Source organism: Ilumatobacter sp. (genome assembly GCF_046290335.1).
In the GTDB taxonomy this organism is placed as follows: domain Bacteria; phylum Actinomycetota; class Acidimicrobiia; order Acidimicrobiales; family Ilumatobacteraceae; genus Ilumatobacter_A.
Genome location: NZ_JBKAGH010000001.1, coordinates 617,646 through 635,689, shown reverse-complemented (window position 1 = coordinate 635,689; position 18,044 = coordinate 617,646). Strand labels below are relative to the sequence as shown.

16 protein-coding genes are annotated in these 18,044 nt (G+C 65.9%); 13 read left to right on the top strand and 3 right to left on the bottom strand.

All coding sequences use genetic code 11. The features are described from left to right. Positions 1 to 19: 19 nt before the first annotated feature. Positions 20 to 475 (bottom strand): RrF2 family transcriptional regulator, encoded by a 456-nt coding sequence (locus tag ACE37B_RS02920; protein WP_409921780.1) that lies wholly within the window; start codon positions 473 to 475, stop codon positions 20 to 22. A 71-nt stretch (positions 476 to 546) separates the two neighbouring features. Between ACE37B_RS02920 and ACE37B_RS02915 the strand changes: the two genes are divergently transcribed. The 5 genes from ACE37B_RS02915 to ACE37B_RS02895 all read left to right on the top strand — a co-directional run bounded on the left by ACE37B_RS02915 (position 547) and on the right by ACE37B_RS02895 (position 7,344). Beyond that, positions 547 to 1,677 carry an alkaline phosphatase family protein gene (locus ACE37B_RS02915; RefSeq protein ID WP_409921779.1) on the top strand — a complete coding sequence of 377 codons (1,131 nt, stop codon included), beginning with the start codon at positions 547 to 549 and terminating at the stop codon, positions 1,675 to 1,677. Positions 1,678 to 1,713: 36 nt separating this feature from the next. Then, complete coding sequence (locus tag ACE37B_RS02910; RefSeq protein WP_409921778.1) at positions 1,714 to 2,304, top strand: proteasome activator; 591 nt, start codon at positions 1,714 to 1,716, stop codon at positions 2,302 to 2,304. 84 nt (positions 2,305 to 2,388) lie between these two features. After that, positions 2,389 to 5,991 (top strand): DNA polymerase III subunit alpha, encoded by a 3,603-nt coding sequence (gene dnaE / locus ACE37B_RS02905; RefSeq protein WP_409921777.1) that lies wholly within the window; start codon positions 2,389 to 2,391, stop codon positions 5,989 to 5,991. Positions 5,992 to 6,059: 68 nt separating this feature from the next. Continuing rightward, the gene (locus ACE37B_RS02900) at positions 6,060 to 6,716 is read left to right on the top strand and encodes a hypothetical protein (protein ID WP_409921776.1); all 657 of its coding nucleotides are present in this window, start codon (positions 6,060 to 6,062) and stop codon (positions 6,714 to 6,716) included. A gap of 19 nt (positions 6,717 to 6,735) precedes the next feature. Further along, positions 6,736 to 7,344, top strand: a complete 609-nt coding sequence (locus ACE37B_RS02895; RefSeq protein WP_409921775.1) for a nitroreductase family protein — start codon at positions 6,736 to 6,738, stop codon at positions 7,342 to 7,344. A 21-nt stretch (positions 7,345 to 7,365) separates the two neighbouring features. Here the strand turns inward: ACE37B_RS02895 and ACE37B_RS02890 are convergent, their stop codons facing one another. Continuing rightward, on the bottom strand, positions 7,366 to 9,432 hold the full coding sequence (locus ACE37B_RS02890; protein WP_409921774.1) for a thioredoxin domain-containing protein: 2,067 nt from the start codon (positions 9,430 to 9,432) through the stop codon (positions 7,366 to 7,368). A 75-nt stretch (positions 9,433 to 9,507) separates the two neighbouring features. Further along, the gene (fabI, locus tag ACE37B_RS02885) at positions 9,508 to 10,299 is read right to left on the bottom strand and encodes an enoyl-ACP reductase FabI (RefSeq protein WP_409921773.1); all 792 of its coding nucleotides are present in this window, start codon (positions 10,297 to 10,299) and stop codon (positions 9,508 to 9,510) included. 70 nt (positions 10,300 to 10,369) lie between these two features. On the opposite strand from fabI, the gene npdG reads away from it, so the two are divergent. The 8 genes from npdG (at position 10,370) to ACE37B_RS02845 (ending at position 18,035) form a co-directional block, all read left to right on the top strand. After that, positions 10,370 to 11,107, top strand: coding sequence for an NADPH-dependent F420 reductase (gene npdG, locus ACE37B_RS02880; RefSeq protein ID WP_409921772.1), 738 nt, complete (start codon positions 10,370 to 10,372; stop codon positions 11,105 to 11,107). After that, positions 11,104 to 12,234 (top strand): cysteine--tRNA ligase, encoded by a 1,131-nt coding sequence (cysS, locus tag ACE37B_RS02875; protein ID WP_409921771.1) that lies wholly within the window; start codon positions 11,104 to 11,106, stop codon positions 12,232 to 12,234. Before npdG ends, cysS begins: the two co-directional genes overlap by 4 nt. Before the next feature lie 137 nt (positions 12,235 to 12,371). Next, complete coding sequence (locus ACE37B_RS02870; protein ID WP_409921770.1) at positions 12,372 to 13,151, top strand: lysophospholipid acyltransferase family protein; 780 nt, start codon at positions 12,372 to 12,374, stop codon at positions 13,149 to 13,151. A gap of 64 nt (positions 13,152 to 13,215) precedes the next feature. Further along, positions 13,216 to 15,210, top strand: coding sequence for a threonine--tRNA ligase (gene thrS / locus ACE37B_RS02865; protein ID WP_409922883.1), 1,995 nt, complete (start codon positions 13,216 to 13,218; stop codon positions 15,208 to 15,210). Between the two features lie 10 nt (positions 15,211 to 15,220). Next, positions 15,221 to 15,724, top strand: coding sequence for an HIT family protein (locus ACE37B_RS02860; protein ID WP_409921769.1), 504 nt, complete (start codon positions 15,221 to 15,223; stop codon positions 15,722 to 15,724). A gap of 50 nt (positions 15,725 to 15,774) precedes the next feature. Then, positions 15,775 to 16,320, top strand: coding sequence for a hypothetical protein (locus tag ACE37B_RS02855; RefSeq protein WP_409921768.1), 546 nt, complete (start codon positions 15,775 to 15,777; stop codon positions 16,318 to 16,320). A 32-nt stretch (positions 16,321 to 16,352) separates the two neighbouring features. Then, entirely contained in the window at positions 16,353 to 17,045 is a 693-nt protein-coding gene (locus tag ACE37B_RS02850; RefSeq protein ID WP_409921767.1) for a CDP-alcohol phosphatidyltransferase family protein, read from the top strand. A gap of 15 nt (positions 17,046 to 17,060) precedes the next feature. Further along, on the top strand, positions 17,061 to 18,035 hold the full coding sequence (locus ACE37B_RS02845; RefSeq protein ID WP_409921766.1) for a phosphatidylinositol mannoside acyltransferase: 975 nt from the start codon (positions 17,061 to 17,063) through the stop codon (positions 18,033 to 18,035). The last annotated feature ends 9 nt before the right edge of the window (positions 18,036 to 18,044 follow it).

The window sequence follows — 18,044 nt, the reverse complement described above, 5'->3', positions numbered from 1 at the left end:
GCGTCGCCCCGCCTGTCGCTCAGTGATCGTGGTCGATCGGAGCGGGCCAGGGAGCCTCGCCCTTCGCGATTTCCGCGATGTGGGCAAGGGTGTAGCCGTCGAGATGTGAGCGCATGTGTGCCCCGGCCTGATCCCAGATCGCCAGCAGCACACACTGTCCCTCGTGGTCGCAGGCGCCATCTTGATGTGGTTGTCCGAAGTCGCCGAGGGTGATCGGACCATCGACGGCCGAGATGATCTCGGACAGCCGGATGTCATGAGGTGCGCGGTGCAGGACGTAGCCGCCGCCGACTCCACGCTTGGAACGGACCAACCCCGCGCCCTTGAGCGCGAGGAGGATCTGCTCGAGATACGGCTGCGGGAGCCCGGTGCGATCGGCGATGTCGCGAACCGAGGTGGGTCCGGCATCGGGGCCGTGGAGCGCCAGCGACAGCAACGCGCGGCAGGCATAGTCTCCTCGGGTCGAGATTCGCACGAGAAGCACTGTAGGCCCCGGGGCCCTGTTCGGTGTTGTTACGCGGCCCGGAAGGTGATGGACTGTGGTCGGTGAGTCGACCAGGCGGGCATCCGATCATTCCTGACTACATGGGTGCGAACGTGCGCGGGATCATCCCTGCGCTGCTCGGCCCCGGCGCAGCGAACCACAAGTGGACCCGCAACATGCCGTCGTGGATGCCCGACGTGGTCGCCGGCGCCGACGCGGTGGTGCTCCTCGTGCTCGACGGTTTGGGCTGGGACCAGTTGCAGGAGCATGCTGCGCTCGCGCCGACGCTGTCGTCGATGTCGGGCCGATCGATCCACACGGTGGCGCCGACCACCACCGCGACGGCGCTCAGCTCGATCACGACCGGACTCACGCCGGGCGAGCACGGCCTCATCGGCTATCGCATGATGCTGGGCGGTGACGTGCTCAACGTGTTGCGATGGGCCGTCGGCGACCAACAGGTCCGGCGTTCGCACCCGCCTCGCGACGTGCAGTCGTTCGAGCCGTTCCTGGGCGAGGAGGTGCCGGTCGTCGCTCAGGGCGAGTTGCAGAATTCGCCGTTCAGCGAAGCGCATCTACGAGGGTGTAGGCCGGTCGGATGGCGTGCCCCTTCGAGTATCGCGGTCGAAGCAGCCGCGCAGGTACGGGCCGGACAGCCGTTCGTGTACTGCTACTACAACGGCATCGACAAGATCGCGCACGAACGCGGTTTCGGAGACTTCTACGAAGCCGAACTGCGCTACTCCGACGGACTCGTCGCTGATCTGGTGGCCACGTTGCCGTCCGGTACCGCGTTACTCGTCACCGCCGATCATGGACAGGTCGACGTCGGCGATCGGATCGTGTACCCCTCCGACGAGCTGTTGTCGCGAGTGACCGAGCAGTCGGGCGAAGGGCGTTTCCGCTGGTTCCACTGTGCACCGAGCGATGTCGAGGCGCTCGCAGCCGAGGCCGCTGACGAGATCGGCTCGACCGGCTGGGTGGTGACCAAAGCCCAGATGCTCGACGAGCGGTGGTTCGGTCCGACGGTGTCGCCACCGATCCAACGACGCCTCGGCGATGTAGCGCTCGTGGCGAGCGACCCCGTGAGTTACTTCGACCCTGCCGACTCCGGACCGTACGAACTCGTGTGCCGCCACGGCTCGTTGACCTCCGCGGAGGTCAACGTGCCACTCGTCGGCGCCGCCGTCTGACTTGGCGTCGCTGGTCATCGCGGATAGAACGGACGGATGTCCGACGACGCCAACCATCCTTCGCCAACCGAGTCCGACGGCACCGAGTCGACGAGTTCGGCTCCCTCGTCGGCACTGCGGCCCGACGAGGTCGAAGCGGGCCATGGCGAGCACGGCGACTCGCCCGGTGATGCTCTCGACGACTCCGACGAGGCCCGCCCCGTTGAAGCCGTGACCGAGCCGGCGAAGGTCATGCGGATCGGATCGATGGTGAAGCAACTCCTCGAAGAGGTGCGCGCCGCCGGTCTCGACGAGGCCTCGCGCGAGCGGTTGGCCGAGGTCTACGAACGCTCGATCGTCGAGTTGTCGGGAGCGCTGTCGGAAGATCTGCAAGACGAGTTGCGCAACCTCGCGTTGCCGTTCGACCACGACGACGTGCCGAGCGATGCCGAACTCCGAGTAGCCAAGGCGCAGCTCGTCGGGTGGCTGGAAGGGCTTTTTCACGGGATCCAGGCGAGCCTCATGGCGCAGCAGTTCGCTGCGCAGCAGCAGCTCCAACAGATGCGTGAGCTGCCAGGTCAGGGCGAGTCGACCGGTCAGGGTTCGCCTCAGCGTGCCGCGCCGCCCCAGACCGGCACCTACCTCTAGCGGCGCGCCCTGCGCGTCGCTCCGTGCGGCGTGCGAGCAGCTATCTTCGAACCACACCCGTGTAACTCTGACCGAAGCGCCGACGTGACCGACTCTTTCGCCCATCTCCACGTGCACACCGAGTTCTCGATGCTCGACGGAGCGTCGCGTCTCGACGAAATGGTGGCCAAGGCCGTGGAAGACGGCCAGCCCGCGATCGGGATGACCGATCACGGCAACATGTACGGCACGCTCGACTTCTACAAGGAGTGCAATCGCCAGGGGATCAAGCCGATCATCGGCACCGAGGCCTACATGGCCCACGACCATCGATCGGAGCGGCCGTCTCGGCGGGGGCGCGTCGACGACTCTGGCGGCGAGACCGACGGCGGCAAGAAGCTCTACTACCACCTGATCCTGCTGGCCGAGAACAACGAGGGTTACAAGAACCTGATCCAGCTGTCATCGCTCGCGTTTCTCGAGGGCTACTACTACAAGCCGCGCATGGACTGGGAACTGTTGGAGAAGTACTCCAAGGGTCTCATCGCGACGAGTGGCTGCCTCGGCGGGCACGTCCTCCAGGCGTTGCTCAACGGCGACGAGCGCGGTGCCCTCGAGAAGGCAGCACGCCTTCAGGACATCTTCGGCAAAGACAACTTCTTCATCGAGATCCAGGATCACGGGATCCCGGCGCAGATCGAGACCAACCCCAAGCTGCTCGAGATCGCTCGCACCATCGGTGCTCCGATCCTCGCCACCAACGACAGCCACTACACCCATGAGCACGACCACGAGGCACATGACGCGCTGCTGTGCGTCCAGACCGGCGCACTGTTGTCCGATCCGAAGCGGTTCAAGTTCGAAGGTAGCGATCACTACCTGAAGTCCGCCGCCGAGATGCGGTACCTGTTCCGCGAGGTTCCCCAAGCGTGCGACAACAGCTTGTGGATCGCCGAGCGCGCCGAGGTCGAGATCGAGTTCGGCAAGCCGCTTCTCCCCGACTTCCCGCTGCCCGACGGCTTCGCCGACGACGAGGCCTACCTGAGATACCTGACTCAGCAGGGCGCGGAGAAGCGATGGGGCAAGGAGGTGCCGAAGGAGGCGGTCGAGCGCTTGGCCTACGAACTCCAGGTCATCTGCGACATGGGGTTCGCGTCGTACTTCCTCATCACGTGGGATCTCATCAAGTACGCACGTGACAACGGCATCCGTGTCGGCCCGGGCCGCGGCTCGGCAGCGGGCTGCGCGGTGGCGTACTGCCTCTGGATCACCGATCTCGACCCGATCAAGTACGACCTGCTGTTCGAGCGGTTCCTCAATCCGAGCCGCATCTCGATGCCCGACATCGACATGGACTTCGAGACGCGTTACCGAGAAGACATGATCCGCTACGCCGCCGAGCGTTACGGACGAGATCACGTCGCGCAGATCATCACGTTCGGCTCGATCAAGGCACGTAACGCCGCCCGTGACGCAGCCCGCGTGCTCGGCTTTCCCTACAGCGTCGGCGACAAGATCGCCAAGGCCATGCCTCCGCTGGTCATGGGCCGTGACACGCCGCTGAAGTACTGCTTCGAGCAGCATCCCAAGTATCTCGACGGCTACAAGGCCGCGACCGATCTCCGGGCGATGTACGACACCGACCCCGACATCAAGCGGGTCATCGACGTCGCCAAGGGGCTCGAAGGTCTGAAGCGGTCCGACGGCATCCACGCCGCGGCGGTCGTCATCACGAAAGATCCCGTCACCGACTACGTCCCGATTCAACGCAAGCCGGAGTCGGGGGTCGATCCCGATGACGCGCCCGTCGTCACCCAGTTCGAGATGAACGGTGTCGAATCGCTCGGCTTGTTGAAGATGGACTTCCTGGGATTGCGCAACCTCGACGTGATCTCCGACGCCGAGCACATGATCCGCGAGCGACACGATCCCGACTTCGACACCGAGAAGGTGACCCTCGAAGACCCGGCGACGTTCGCTCTGCTGTCGCGCGGTGACACGATCGGCGTGTTCCAGTTGGAGTCGCCGCCGATGCGCCAGTTGCTCAAGGCGATGGAGCCGAACTCGTTCGACGACGTCGGCGCATTGATCGCGCTCTACCGCCCCGGTCCGATGAGTGCGAACATGCACTACGACTACGCCGACCGCAAGAACGGTCGCAAGCCGGTGCAGTACTTCCACGACGACGCGGTGGAGGTACTCGACGACACGTACGGTCTGATGATCTACCAGGAGAGCGTGATGCGCGTGGCGCAGAAGTTCGCCGGCTACTCGCTCGCCGAAGCTGACAACCTCCGCAAGGCGTGCGGCAAGAAGATCCGCGAGATGATGGCCAAAGAACGCGACGCGTTCGAGGCGGGTGTGGAAAAGACCGGGTACGGCACCGAACTCGGCCCGCAGCTGTTCGACATCATCGAGAAGTTCGCCGACTACGCGTTCAACAAGAGCCACAGCTACGGATACGGGCTCATCACCTACCAGACGGCGTTTCTCAAGGCGCATTACCCGGTCGAGTACCTCGCGTCGTTGTTGTCGAGTGTCAAGAGCAACCTCGACAAGGCGGCGACGTACCTTGCCGACTGCCGCTCGATGGGCATCAAGGTCTTGCCCCCCGATGTCAATCGCTCGCTCATCAACTTCGGCGCCCTGTCACCAGACGAGGTGCCGGCCGGCGTGTCCTTGCCGGTCGGGAGCCCCGGCGCGATCACGTTCGGGTTGTCGGCTGTTCGCAACGTCGGTGAGGCGCTCGTCGAGTTGTTGCTGGCCGAACGCGAGGAGAACGGCCAGTTCACGGATTTCCACGACTTCGTGGAGCGAGTCCCCGAGCACGTGCTCAACAAGCGCACCATCGAGTCGCTGATCAAGGGTGGCGGCTTCGACTCGATGGGCCACGACCGCCGAGCGCTGCTCACGGTGTTCGAACACATCATCGACACCACGGTCAAGCGTCGACGCGAAGAGGAAAAGGGCGTGATGTCGCTCTTCGGCGACTGGGGTGACGGTGGCAGCGGTGGCAGCGGTGGCAGTGGCGATGCGGCGGGCGAAGCGTTCAGCGAACGCACCCCGATCCCGCAGAACATGGAGTTCGACAAGACCGACAAGCTTCGCTACGAAAAGGAGATGCTCGGCCTGTACGTGTCCGATCATCCTCTGCTCGGGGTCGAAGCGGCCCTGAAGCGAAAGGTCGAGCATCGGATCATCGATCTCACGTCGATGGAAGACGGCGCGAACGTCGTCGTCGGCGGAATCATCACCAACCTCGCCCGGAAGTTCACCAAGAAGGGCGACCAGATGGCCGTCTTCTTGCTCGAGGACCTCGACGCTTCGATCGAGGTGACGATCTTTCCGCGCACCTTGGCCGAGCAAGGACACAAACTCGAAGACGATCTCATCGTGTCGGTGAAGGGCCGCCTCGACCGTCGCGACGAATCGCGGTTCGGCGTGATCGGCCAGACGATCACCGTGTTGCAGGGCCTCGACGCTGGCCCGGCAGCGCCGTTGCGGCTGCGCTTGCACGCGAGCTCGCTCGACGAGCTCAAGATCCAGCGGCTCAAGCGCATCGTGAAGGAGCACCCGGGCGACTCCGTGGTGATGGTCGACCTCGGTCAGGGCAAGATCCTCAAGCTGTCTGACGAGTTCCGAGTCGATCTCGACCGTGCGGTGGGCGAACTGCGGATGGCCTATGGACACGAAGCCGTCCTGCTCTGATGACGGCCATCGACTTGCGGCGATTCTGAGGTTCAGGCATTTCGAGAACGGCCGGTAGAATGGGCACGATGGCTCTCGAAGTTGTGACCAACGACGCATCTGCGCTCGACGACACCGATCTGGACGAGCTCGCCTCGATGGAAGACGCGTTCAACACCGGACAGCTCTCCAAGGCGATGGAAGACTGGGTGTTGATCACGACCGCACGGTTCGGCAACGTCTTGCACGGGTTCACCTTCTCCACCCTCGAGCGCATCGGCGGTACGCCCTGCGTGTTGATCGGCCTGATGAGCGTCAAGCGGTCGAGCAAACGCGATCAGGTGCTGCGTGGCCTGATGAACGAGGCATACCACCGCGCCCTGATGGCGTTTCCCGACGAAGACGTCGTGGTCGGCGCTCGGTTCGTCAACGCCGACGCGCGTGACGCTTTCAAGGATCTCGACGACGTCACACCCTCACCCGGCGAGAACGCGGTCGGCGAGGAACGTGCATGGGGTCGGCGCCTTGCGAAGCGGTTCGGTATCGACAAGAGCTACGACGCCAAGTCCTTCATCTCGAGCAGCGAAGCCCAGAGTGGCTATCTCGACTTCGAGTCGATGAAACCCGAGTCGCTCGATGCCGACGTCGTCGCCATGATGGGGGAGATCCCGGTCGGCAAGGGCGGTGCGATGGTCGTCTACGGCTGGACGATGGCGGAAGACCTCGTCAAGCTCGGCAAGCGCTGATCCGAGGCGCAGCGTTTCGGTGACCGAGTTCGTCGAGGTCGTCCGCAACCGCCGTATGACCCGGGCCTTCGAGCCCGACCCGGTCGACCCTGCGCTCCTCGACCAGCTCGTCGATCTGGCAGCTCGTGCGCCGAGCGCCGGCAAGACGCAAGGCTGGCACCTGGTGGTGCTGGAGGGAGCCGACACAGCCCGCTACTGGGACATCACGTTGCCGGCGGAGAAGCGTGCGTCGTTTCGATGGACCCATCTGCTCCACGCTCCGGTAGTAGCGCTGGCATTGGCCGATCCATCGGCTTACGTCCAGCGGTACGCCGAACCGGACAAGGCTCGCAGCGGCCTCGGTACTGGGGTCGATGCCTGGCCAGCGCCGTACTGGACGATCGACTCATCGATGTCGGTGATGACGCTGCTGCTCGCCGCGGAGGACGTCGGCCTCGGAGCCCTGTTCTTCGGCGTCTTCCAGCGCGTCGACGAGGTGCGCCGAGAACTCGCGATTCCCGAGCATCTCGAACTGATCGGGGCGATCGCACTGGGCTGGCCTCGTCGGGAGTCGGTGAGCGGGAACGGTCGAAGCGCCGCTCGTGCCCGCCGTTCGCCCGATGAGATCATCCACCGCGGCGGTTGGTGAAGCGCAGCGAGCCCGGCCCGTTCACTCGGTGTTCGGGTCGCTGTCGTCCGTGCCGTTCGCGTCGGCACGCACCGCCGAGTCGCGAATCGTGACCGGGCGACCCAAGAGCATCTCGGCGAACTCTTCGGGCGTCGTCGCCGGCTGTTTGCAGACGTGGTCTTTGCAGACGTACGCGAGTCCGTCAGAGCGACCTTCCCACATCGGACCGTCGTAGGGCTCGCCCCAGGCGAGGACGATGTCGGGACGCCAGATCGATTGCGCGATGCGCACGAGGTCGGGCCGATCGCCTGTGATGGCCACCTCGGTGGCTCCCCGTCGGCGCACGTCGGTGGCGAGCAATGCATTGGAGAAGGACGTGGGTTTGTCGGCGATCTGTGCGGCGATCAACTGGAGCATCCGGTCGGCTTGGTGCGCGTAGCGCAGTTCGCCGGTGAGTGACGCGAGTCGGTACAGCGCCAAGGCGCCATGCGAGTTCGCCGACGGCGTGGCGCTGTCGATGATGTCCTTCTGGCGCACGACGAGTGCCTCCGCGTCCTCGGCGGTCGTGAACAGCCCGCCGTTCGACGGGTCGAAGAAGTAGTCGAGCATCGTGTCGGCGACCTGTTGAGCTTCTTCGATCCAACGTGCCTGTCCGGAGGCTTCGGCGAGACGGGTGAACGCGTCCACGAGTGCGGCGTGATCGGCGGCGAGCGCCGCGTGGCGGGCTCGTGGCTCGCCGTCGGCATGCCAGGTGCGGTACCAGCGACCGTCGGGCCCGCGCAGCTCGCGCAGCAAGAACTCGGCGTTGGTGATGGCGGCATCGAGCCACGGGCGATGTGCGAACACGCCCGCTGCCTCGCTGAGCGTCGAGAGGAACAGGGCGTTCCACTCGAGGATCACCTTGTCGTCGACCGCCGGGCGCGGACGCGTCGCGCGTGCCTGGACGAGTCGATGCCGGATGTAGTTCATCGCGTCGTTGCGTTCGAGTTCGCCGCGGGCGTGCAACCGGTTCGGGATCGAGCGGCCCTCCCAGTTGCCCTCGTCGGTGATGTTCCACCAGGCGAGTGCCTCCTCGATGACCTCCGGCTTGACGTCGGGCAGGGCCGCTCGGATCTCGTCGGGGGTCCAGGTGTAGAAGCGGCCCTCCACGCTGTTGCCGTCATCGTCCAGCGAGTCGGCATCCTCCGCGGAGAAGAACCCGCCCTCGGGGTGCATCATCGTGTTGACCACGTACTCGACGGTTTCTTGCACGACCTGGCGCCACGCCGGGACGCGCAGCACGACGAGCCCGTGGAGGTAGGTCTTCGCCATCAGCGCCTGGTCGTAGAGCATCTTCTCGAAGTGCGGCACCAGCCATTCTCGATCGGTCGAGTACCGAGCGAATCCGCCGCCGAGGTGGTCGTAGATCCCGCCCGACGCCATTGCATCCAACGTCGTCTGCAACACACGCTTCGCGCCTTCGGAGCCGCTCGACATGTACGCACGCAGCATCAACTCGAGATTCGCGGTCGTCGGGAACTTCGGCGTCGAGCCGAAGCCGCCGTGCTCGGCGTCGTGCGCCCGTCCCAACAGCTGGACGCAGGTGTTCATCTGCTCGACGCTGGGGAGGTCGTCGGACGGCTTCAGGTTCGCCGTCGCGTCGATCGCAGCGACGAGCGTCGTGACGTTCTTGGTGACGTCGGCCGGGCGGTTGTGCCAGACGTCGTCGACCGCGTCGAGCAGCTTCAGGAACTGCTCGCGCGGGTAGTAGGTGCCGCCGTAGAACGGCTCGCCGGTGGGCGTCATGAACACGGTCATGGGCCAGCCGCCACGGCCGGTCATCGCCTGCACTGCGTCCATGTAGATCGCGTCGACGTCGGGGCGCTCCTCTCGGTCGACCTTGACGTTGACGAACGACGCGTTCATCCGCTCGGCGACCTCGGCGTCTTCGAAGCACTCGTGGGCCATGACGTGACACCAGTGGCACGCCGAGTAGCCGACCGAGAGGAGGACCGGGACGTTACGGGCGCGGGCTTCGGCGAACGCTGGGTCCCCCCAGGCGAACCAGTCGACGGGATTGTCCTGGTGTTGACGAAGGTACGGCGACGTCTCGGAAGCAAGTCGATTCACGACTCCGAGGGTACCGACCCATCCCAGATGGCCACGGTCGGCCGGCAAGGGAGGGCCGAGCGCTGCAGCGACGCGTCAGGCGCCGACAGCGTGGTAGCCGCCGTCGACGTGGATGATCTCGCCGGTCGTGGCGGGAAACCAGTCGCTGAGGAGGGCCACGACCGCTTTCGCGACCGCTGACGAATCGGTGACGTCCCAGCCGAGTGGGGCACGTCCGTCCCAGGTGTCCTCGAAGAGCGCGAACCCAGGGATCGACTTGGCCGCCATCGTCTTGACCGGGCCCGCAGCGACCAGATTCGACCGGATGCCCTTCGGCCCGAGTTCTTTGGCCAGGTACCGCGACACCGACTGCAGCGCCGACTTCGCGACACCCATCCAGTTGTACGCCGGCCACGCCTGGCTGTTGTCGAAGTCGAGGCCCACGAACGAGCCGCCAGTTCCGTGGGGCGGGGTCATCAGTGGGACGAAGGCATCGGCGAGCGCTTTGAGCGAGTACGTCGAGATGTGCATCGCGACGGCGACGTCATCCCACTGGGCCGCCATGAAGTCGTCGCCGAGGCACACCTCGGGAGCGAACCCGATCGCGTGCAGGACCCCGTCGACGCGCCCCCATTTCTCCTGCAGAGCCTCACGTACGGCGACGCCGTGCTCGGGGACCGTGATGTCGAGTTCGAACACCGAGATGTCGGCGCCGTGGGGATGGGCGAGCTTGCGGGCGGTTCGCTGTGTCAGCTTGAGCGCACGGCCAGCACCGGTGAGCACGATGTCGGCGCCCTCGTCCAACGCGAGCTGGGCCACCCCGAACGCCAGAGAGGCATCGGTGAGGACGCCGGTGACCACGATCTTCTTGCCGTCGAGAATTCCCATGGCCTGCAACGTAGTCACCTCCGCGTCGGCGCCTTGTGATGTGAGCGCGGCGGTGTGTGATGCTGGGGGAGTGACAACGGGAACTCGCATCGGCATCCTCGGCGGAACCGGCCCCGCCGGCAGCGGGCTCGCCGCCCGACTCGCCAGCATCGGCTACGAAGCGGTCATCGGCTCCCGCTCGAAGTATCGAGCGATGGAAGCCCGTGACAGCCTCGTCGAGAAGTGGCCGGATCTGGCGAGCCTCCTCGGGTACGGCGACAATCGCGCGGCGAGCGAGTGCGATCTGATCGTGATCGCCACGCCGTGGGACTCCGCCGCGAGCACGGCGCAGGAGAACATCGACCTGATTCGCGGCAAGATCGTGATCTCGATGGCCAATGCGCTCGTGCGGGTCAACAAGGAGTTCCAGCCGCTGGTCCCGCCGCGTGGCAGCGTGGCAGCTCACGTCCAAGCAGCGGTCCCCGAGTGTCGGGTCGTGGCAGCGTTCCATCACCTTCCCGCGACCGAACTCGGACACATCGAGGAACCCATCGACTCCGACGTGCTCGTGTGCGGCGACGACGCGGCAGCGGTGAAGGAAGTGATCGACATCGTCTGGAACATCCCGGGTTGTCGCCCGCTCGACGCCGGTGAGCTGTCCAATGCCACGGCGATCGAAGCGTTCACCGCAGTGCTGCTCCAACTCAACGTCCGCTACAAGACCCGCGTCGCTCCGAAGCTCACGGGGATCAAGCTCGATCGCCCCGTCGCTCGGATCGCCCCGGCGGGAATGCCCGACGACGAGTCGGGGTTGCCTGACACGCCATGACCTTCATGCTCCATGACACCGCTCGTCGAGAGGTGGTGCCGTTCGAACCGAACGAGCACGTCCTCATGTACACGTGCGGGATCACCCCCTACGACGCGACCCACCTCGGACACGCGGCGACGTTCATCGCCTACGACGTACTCGTGCGCCATCTCATCGACAAGGGACACACCGTCCGCTGCGTGCGCAACGTCACCGATGTCGACGATCCGTTGTTCGCCAAGGCCCGCGAACTCGGGGTGCACTATCTCGACCTCGCGGCCGGACAAGAGGCCCGTTTCGAGCGCGACATGGTGGCGCTCAACGCGTTGCCGGTCGCGTCGTCACCGCGAGCGTCGTCGGCGATTCCCGACATCCGCGGGTTCATCGGCATGGTGATCGATCGCGGCTACGCCTACGAGGCGGGCGGATCGGTGTACTTCGACGTGTCCAAGTTCGAGTCGTTCGGTTCGGTCAGCAACTACACCCACGACGAGATGATCGAGTTCGCGAAACAGCGCGGCGGCAACGTCGACGACGCCAACAAACGCAACCCCCTCGACTTCGTGCTGTGGCACCCGTCGGCGCCGGACGAGCCGTCGTGGGACACGCTGTGGGGCCCTGGTCGGCCGGGCTGGCACATCGAGTGTTCGGCGCTGGCGCTGCGCGAACTCGGCACCACGATCGATCTCCATGGCGGGGGCGCCGACCTGATCTTTCCGCACCACGAGTGCGAACGTGCGCAATCCGAGGCGGCGACCGGGGAACCCTTCGTCAAGCACTGGATGCACACGGCGCTCATCTCGATGGACGGCGAGAAGATGTCGAAGAGTCTGGGCAACCTCGTGTTCGTCGACGCGCTGCGTGAGATCTACGACCCACGGGTGATCCGACTCGGCATCGTCGAGCACCATTATCGGACCGAGTGGGAATGGGACGACGAACTCATGCCTCGCAACGTCGATCGGCTCGCTCGGTGGGAGCGCAACGCCCGCTCGAACCCCGACTTGCTCGACGAGGTGCGAGCACGGCTCGACGACGATCTCGACACGCCGGGAGTGTTCGCAGCGATCGACGATGCTGCTGCGCGTGGCGATGGCGTGCTCGAAGCCAGCGCGTTGCTGGGCGTCGACCTCGCTCCGGCTTGACGGCCGCCGTCGCGCCGCGTTCACGTTTCGCTCAGGTCGGGCTGCTCGCTGCGTTCGTATGGTTCGGTCGGCGCGTTCACCGAGCGTTCACACGGTGGTTCCGTGCCCGCAGCATCGCCTGCGTACCGTGCCCAGCCGTGAACGCTCTGAGCGATCCCACCATCATGCAGCGTCGTTTCCGTCGGGTTGCCCGGCCCGTGGCGTCACGGTTGTGGGACATCGAGACCGTCGGATACGACCGGATCCCGTCCGACGGGCCAGCGATCCTGTGTCCGAATCACATCAGCTTCCTCGACTCGGCGTTCCTGATGCTGACGATGCGGCGCACGATCTCGTTCATCGGCAAGGCCGAGTACCTCGAGTCGTTCAAGACCAGGGCGCTCTTCCCGGCGCTCGGCATGATCCCGGTAGATCGCGCCGGCGGCGAACGCAGCGCTGCGACGCTCGAGACCGTCGCCGCGATGCTGCGCGAGGGGGCCGTGTTCGGGATCTTTCCCGAGGGGACGCGCAGTCGAGACGGTCACCTGCACAAGGGTCGGACGGGCGCGGCGCGCCTTGCCATCGAGGTCGGGTGCCCGATACTTCCCGTCGGCATCACCGGGACGTCCGACATCCAGCCGCCGGGTGCTTCGCTGCCCAAGGTCGGCAAACGGTGCCGGATCGAAATCGGTGATCCGATTCGCCCGGCGGACGTGATCGCTCGGGAGGGCCATGCCGGTGCTGGACGCGCGCTGACCGACGCCGTGATGCGCTCGGTCGGCGCGCTGACCGGCCAGCACTACGTGGACGAGTACCAGCAGCCGAGCAGCGCAGCACGCCGAGCCGACGTGATCGACTTCACCCCGGCCGCGATGCCGACGATGGCCGCGATGCCGTCGATGCCGGTTGGTGCTGCGGCCATGCGCCGCGCCGTCTGAAACCGTCCGCCGTCGCGTCCGTCAGGCCTCCTATCCTGGCGTGATCATGTCGAACAACGCCTCCCTGATTCGAGTTTCCCTGCCCGACGGATCGGTTCGCGAGCTGCCGACGGCGTCGACGGCGCTCGATCTGGCTGCCTCGATCGGTTCGGGTCTGCGTAAAGCGGCCGTGGCCGCCACGGTCAACGGCGTCGATGTCGATCTCACCCGCGAGCTCGCCGACGGCGACGAGGTGGCCATCGTCACCAGCAACACCGACGAGGGTCGACACGTGCTTCGCCATTCGACCGCGCACGTGCTCGCCCAAGCCGTGACCCAGCTGTACCCCGGGGCCAAGTTCTCCATCGGCCCGGCAATCGAGAACGGGTTCTACTACGACTTCGACCTGCCCGACGATCAGACGTTCCACGAGGACGACCTGGCGCGGATCGAAGCGCAGATGAAGGAGATCGTCAAGCAGAACCAGCCCTTCATCCGCTCCGAGCACTCCATGTCGGAGGCCAAGGAACTCTTCGCCGATCAGCCCTACAAGGTCGAGATCATCGAGCGCGTCGAGTCGGCGGGAGCCGACGCGCTCGATGCCGGTGAAGTGCAGGGCGACACGATCAGCGCGTATCGCAACACCGACGAGTTCGTCGACATGTGCGTGGGCCCCCACGTGCCGTCGACCGGCAAGCTCGGCTTCTTCAAGCTGCAAAAGGTCGCCGGCGCCCATTGGCGCGGCAACGAGAACGGCAAGATGCTGCAGCGCCTGTACGGCACCGCGTGGGAATCGAAGCAGGCGCTCGCCGATCATCTCCATCAGCTCGAGGAGGCGGCCAAGCGCGACCATCGCAAGCTGGCGACCGAACTCGATCTCTTGAGCTTTCCCCAGGAACTCGGTGGCGGCCTCGCCGTCTGGCATCCGAAGGGGGCGATCGTCCGCAAGCTGATGGAGGACTACAGCCGGTTGCGCCACGAGAACGGTGGCTACGACTTCGTCTTCACCCCCCACCTGGCGAACGGCAAGCTCTTCGAGACCTCGGGCCACCTCGACTTCTACGCCGACGGGATGTACCCGCCGATGGAGATGGACAACGGCACCTACTACATGAAGCCGATGAACTGTCCGATGCACTGCTTGATCTACAAGAGTCGTCAGCGCAGCTACCGCGAGCTCCCGCTGCGGCTCTTCGAGCTCGGCAACGTGTACCGCTACGAACGAGCCGGAACGTTGCACGGCTTGCTTCGGATCCGAGGGTTCACCCAGGACGACAGCCACATCTTCGTCACCAAGGAGCAGATGGCCGGCGAGGTCGCCGGGCTGCTCGACTTCGTGCTGTCGGTGCTCCGGGCGTTCGGTTTCGACGAGTTCACGTTCAACCTGTCGACGAAGAACCCCGACAAGTACGTGGGTTCCGATGAGATCTGGGTCGAAGCGACGCAGGCGCTCCAGGAGGCACTCGACGCCCACGGTCTGGAGTACTCGATCAAGGAGGGCGACGCTGCGTTCTACGGCCCCAAGATCGACATCGACGTCCGCGACGCCATCGGTCGGTCGTGGCAGCTGTCGACCATCCAGGCCGACTTCCAGCTCCCCGATCGCTTCGATCTCGAGTACGTCGGAGCCGACAACGAACGTCACCGCCCGATCATGTTGCACCGCGCGTTGTTCGGGTCGATCGAGCGGTTCTTCGGGGTGCTGGTCGAGCACTATGCCGGCGCGTTCCCGACCTGGCTGGCACCGACGCAGGTGCGGGTGCTCCCGGTGTCGGAAGCACACGAGCAACATGCTGCCGGCGTCGTGGAGCGCCTCGAAGCAGCCGGCGCTCGTGCCGACATGGTCAAGGCCGACGTCGGTCTCGGCAAGCGCATCCGGACGGCCAAGATGGAGAAGCTGCCGTACGTGCTGGTGGTCGGCGACGACGACGTGGCCGCCGACACCGTCGGCGTCAACCTGCGCCGCGACCTGGTGACCGAAGGTGCCGACGACGTCGAACGAGACGTTGCGTTCGACGCGTTCGTCGAGCGGTTCCGCGCCGAGGTCGACGACGCCCAGTCCGCCGCGTTGTCGGCCTGAGGCCTGCCTCGTGCTGGAACGGATGTGGTCGGCCTGGCGGGCGAGCTATGTCGAGTCGGCTCCGGCGCGGGTCGATCCGGCGCCGGGGGAGGGGAGCGTCTTCACGCGTCTGCTGCGCTCGGGTGAACCCGACGAGGCGACGCACATCGTCCATCGCGGTGATCTGGTCTTTTCGATCCTCAACATCTACCCGTACACGACCGGCCACCTGCTGGTCGTGCCCTACCGGGAGGTGCCCGATCTCTCCGACCTGACCGGTGACGAGACGGCCGAGCTGTGGTCGATGGTGACCACGGCGGTCGGAGTCGTGCGCGCCGCGTATCGTCCCGATGGCATCAACGTCGGGATCAACCTGGGTCGCCCCGCCGGAGGGTCGGTCCCGACACATCTGCACGTGCACGTCGTGCCGCGCTGGACCGGGGACAGCAACTTCCTGACCGCGATCGGCAACACGCAGACGCTGCCCGAGAGCCTCGACGCGAGTGCGGCGCGGCTGCGTGCCGCCTGGCCGTGAGTCGGGCGACAGAGTGGGTCTGACCCACTCTGTCGCCGTAGCCTGCAGTCATGACCGACGATCGCACCGATGTGGCCTCGGCGCCTGACGACATCCGCGACGAACTGCCCGACGACTTGAACCCGGCGGGGTTCGTCGGCGCCTACCTGTTTCCCGACAACAGCCGACGACGCTGGCCAGGCGTGATCTATCTGGCGCTCGCGGCTGCCTGCGTGGCTGCGGTCGTGGCGTTCGACGATGCGGCGATCGTCAACGGCGGTTGGTGGCTCGCGGCCGGCGTGCTCGGCGCGGTCGGCGTGTTCTCGATCACCTCCGGCTGGAAGATGCACGTCGACGAAAAGGAGGCACTCGTCGCCGCGCAACAGGCAGCAGGCTTCGCTGTGGGTCATGCCTCGGCGCAGCAGGTCTGGCGGGGATTCCGCAGTCGACCGACCTGGCGGGTGCTGTGCTATTCGTCCGAGGAGCCACCGTTGCAACGGGCGCTGGTGCTGGTCGACGCGATCGACGCCCGCATCGTCGAGCATCTGGTCGAGTCGAACCCCGAGGCGCGTCTCGACGTCGACGATGCCGGTCGCGCCTCCGAGACGCAGCCGTGAGCGGGCAGTGAGCGGGCGGTAGGGTCACCACGATGTTCGACGGAACCTTCCGTGGTCCGGTCGACAAGGCGGTCAAGCCGCTGGGTCGAGCGCTCCGCAAAACCGGACTCACCCCCGATCACCTGACCGTCATCGGGCTACTGGTCGGCATCGGGGCCGCCGTGGCGATCGCTGCCGGCAACCTGTGGCTCGGGCTGCTGCTCGTCATCTTGGCGGCGCTGCCCGACCTGCTCGACGGGGCGCTGGCGAAGGCGTCGGGCAGCTCGAGCCAGCGCGGGGCCTTTTTCGACTCGACGGTCGACCGAGTCACCGATGCCTTCCTGCTCGGCGGGATCGCCTGGTATTTCGCAACCGACCCGGATTTCTCCGGCCAGCTGGCGATGCTGCCATTCGCGATCGCCAGCGTGTCGTCGCTGATCAGCTACCAGCGGGCCAAGGCGGAGTCGCTGGGTATCGACGCCAAGGGCGGGCTGATGGAGCGCGCCGAGCGCATCATCGCGATCTGTATCGGTCTCGCCGTCGAGCCGCTGCTGATCCCGATCCTGTGGATCATGCTCGTGCTCACGTCCATCACGGCGATCCAGCGGTTCGTCAAGGTGTGGACCCAGGCGGCGGTCGCCCCCGTCACCCAGGAGCGGATCGAGATGCGCCGCTCGCGTCGTCAGAGCCGTCGCGTCGCGCGCGTCGAGCGGCGCCGGACGAGCGTTCCTCGCCGTCGCGACTGATCCGGATCGGTGTCGATGGCCGAGCGGCGGTTCCAGGTTCCGGGATGGGGACGGTTGCCGACCGACGCCGCGGAACTGACCAGCGCGCTCACGACCGGCGGCTATCGCCTCGGGGCGCTGGCGGCCCGGTTGACGCCGACGGCGTTCGCTGCGGCGCTCGCGACACCGCTCGGTGCGGGTGCGAGCTTCACCAGCCCTGAGCGGCGGGCGATGATCGAGCGCCAACTCCAACGCGCCGACCCGTCGCTGCGCGGTCTGCGGCTGCGTCGAGCGTCCCAGCAGGCGTTCGACTTCTACGCTCGATACTGGATCGAGAGCTTCCAGCTGCCGACGCTGTCGAAACGGGCGGTCGACCGCGGGTTTCGCGACGACGGCTACCCGCAGATCGTGGAGGCACTCCGCGACGGCAACGGTGCGATCCTCGCCCTGCCTCATCTCGGCGGTTGGGAATGGGCCGGTCGATGGATCTGCGACCAGGGTCACCCGATGACCGTGGTCGTCGAGAAGATCGACCCACCGGAGTTGTTCGAGTGGTTCGTCGACCTGCGTTCCAAGTTGGGGATGAACGTGGTTCCGCTCGGCCCGAAAGCCGGCAGTGAGGTGCTCGGTGCGCTGAAACGCAACGAGATCGTGTGTCTGCTCTCCGATCGAGATCTGCAACGAAGTGGCCCGACTGTCGAGTTCTTCGGTGAGGAGACGACGCTGCCGGGTGGTGCGGCCACGATGGCGCTGCGCATGGGTACGCCCATCTTCCCGACGGCGGTCTACTTCACCGACCGCGTGGATGGTCACCTCGGATGGGTGCGTCCACCGCTGCGGGTGGAACGCACCGACGCGAGGCTTCGCGACGACGTGGCCAGGATCACGCAGGATCTGGCGCACGAACTCGAGATCTTGATCCGCCGGGCCCCGGCGCAATGGCACATGTTCCAACCGAACTGGCCGTCCGATCCGGGGTATGCCGCGGGTGTCGACGCTGCCGTGTCGTGAGCTCGCCGA

Bases quoted from the DNA above. Each gene is read 5' to 3' on its own strand.
- ACE37B_RS02900 (WP_409921776.1), top strand. From the start codon at position 6,060: ATGGCTCTCGAAGTTGTGACCAACGACGCATCTGCGCTCGACGACACC.
- ACE37B_RS02910 (WP_409921778.1), top strand. From the start codon at position 1,714: ATGTCCGACGACGCCAACCATCCTTCGCCAACCGAGTCCGACGGCACC.
- ACE37B_RS02845 (WP_409921766.1), top strand. From the start codon at position 17,061: ATGGCCGAGCGGCGGTTCCAGGTTCCGGGATGGGGACGGTTGCCGACC.
- fabI (WP_409921773.1), bottom strand. From the start codon at position 10,299: ATGGGAATTCTCGACGGCAAGAAGATCGTGGTCACCGGCGTCCTCACC.
- ACE37B_RS02850 (WP_409921767.1), top strand. From the start codon at position 16,353: ATGTTCGACGGAACCTTCCGTGGTCCGGTCGACAAGGCGGTCAAGCCG.
- cysS (WP_409921771.1), top strand. From the start codon at position 11,104: ATGACCTTCATGCTCCATGACACCGCTCGTCGAGAGGTGGTGCCGTTC.
- ACE37B_RS02855 (WP_409921768.1), top strand. From the start codon at position 15,775: ATGACCGACGATCGCACCGATGTGGCCTCGGCGCCTGACGACATCCGC.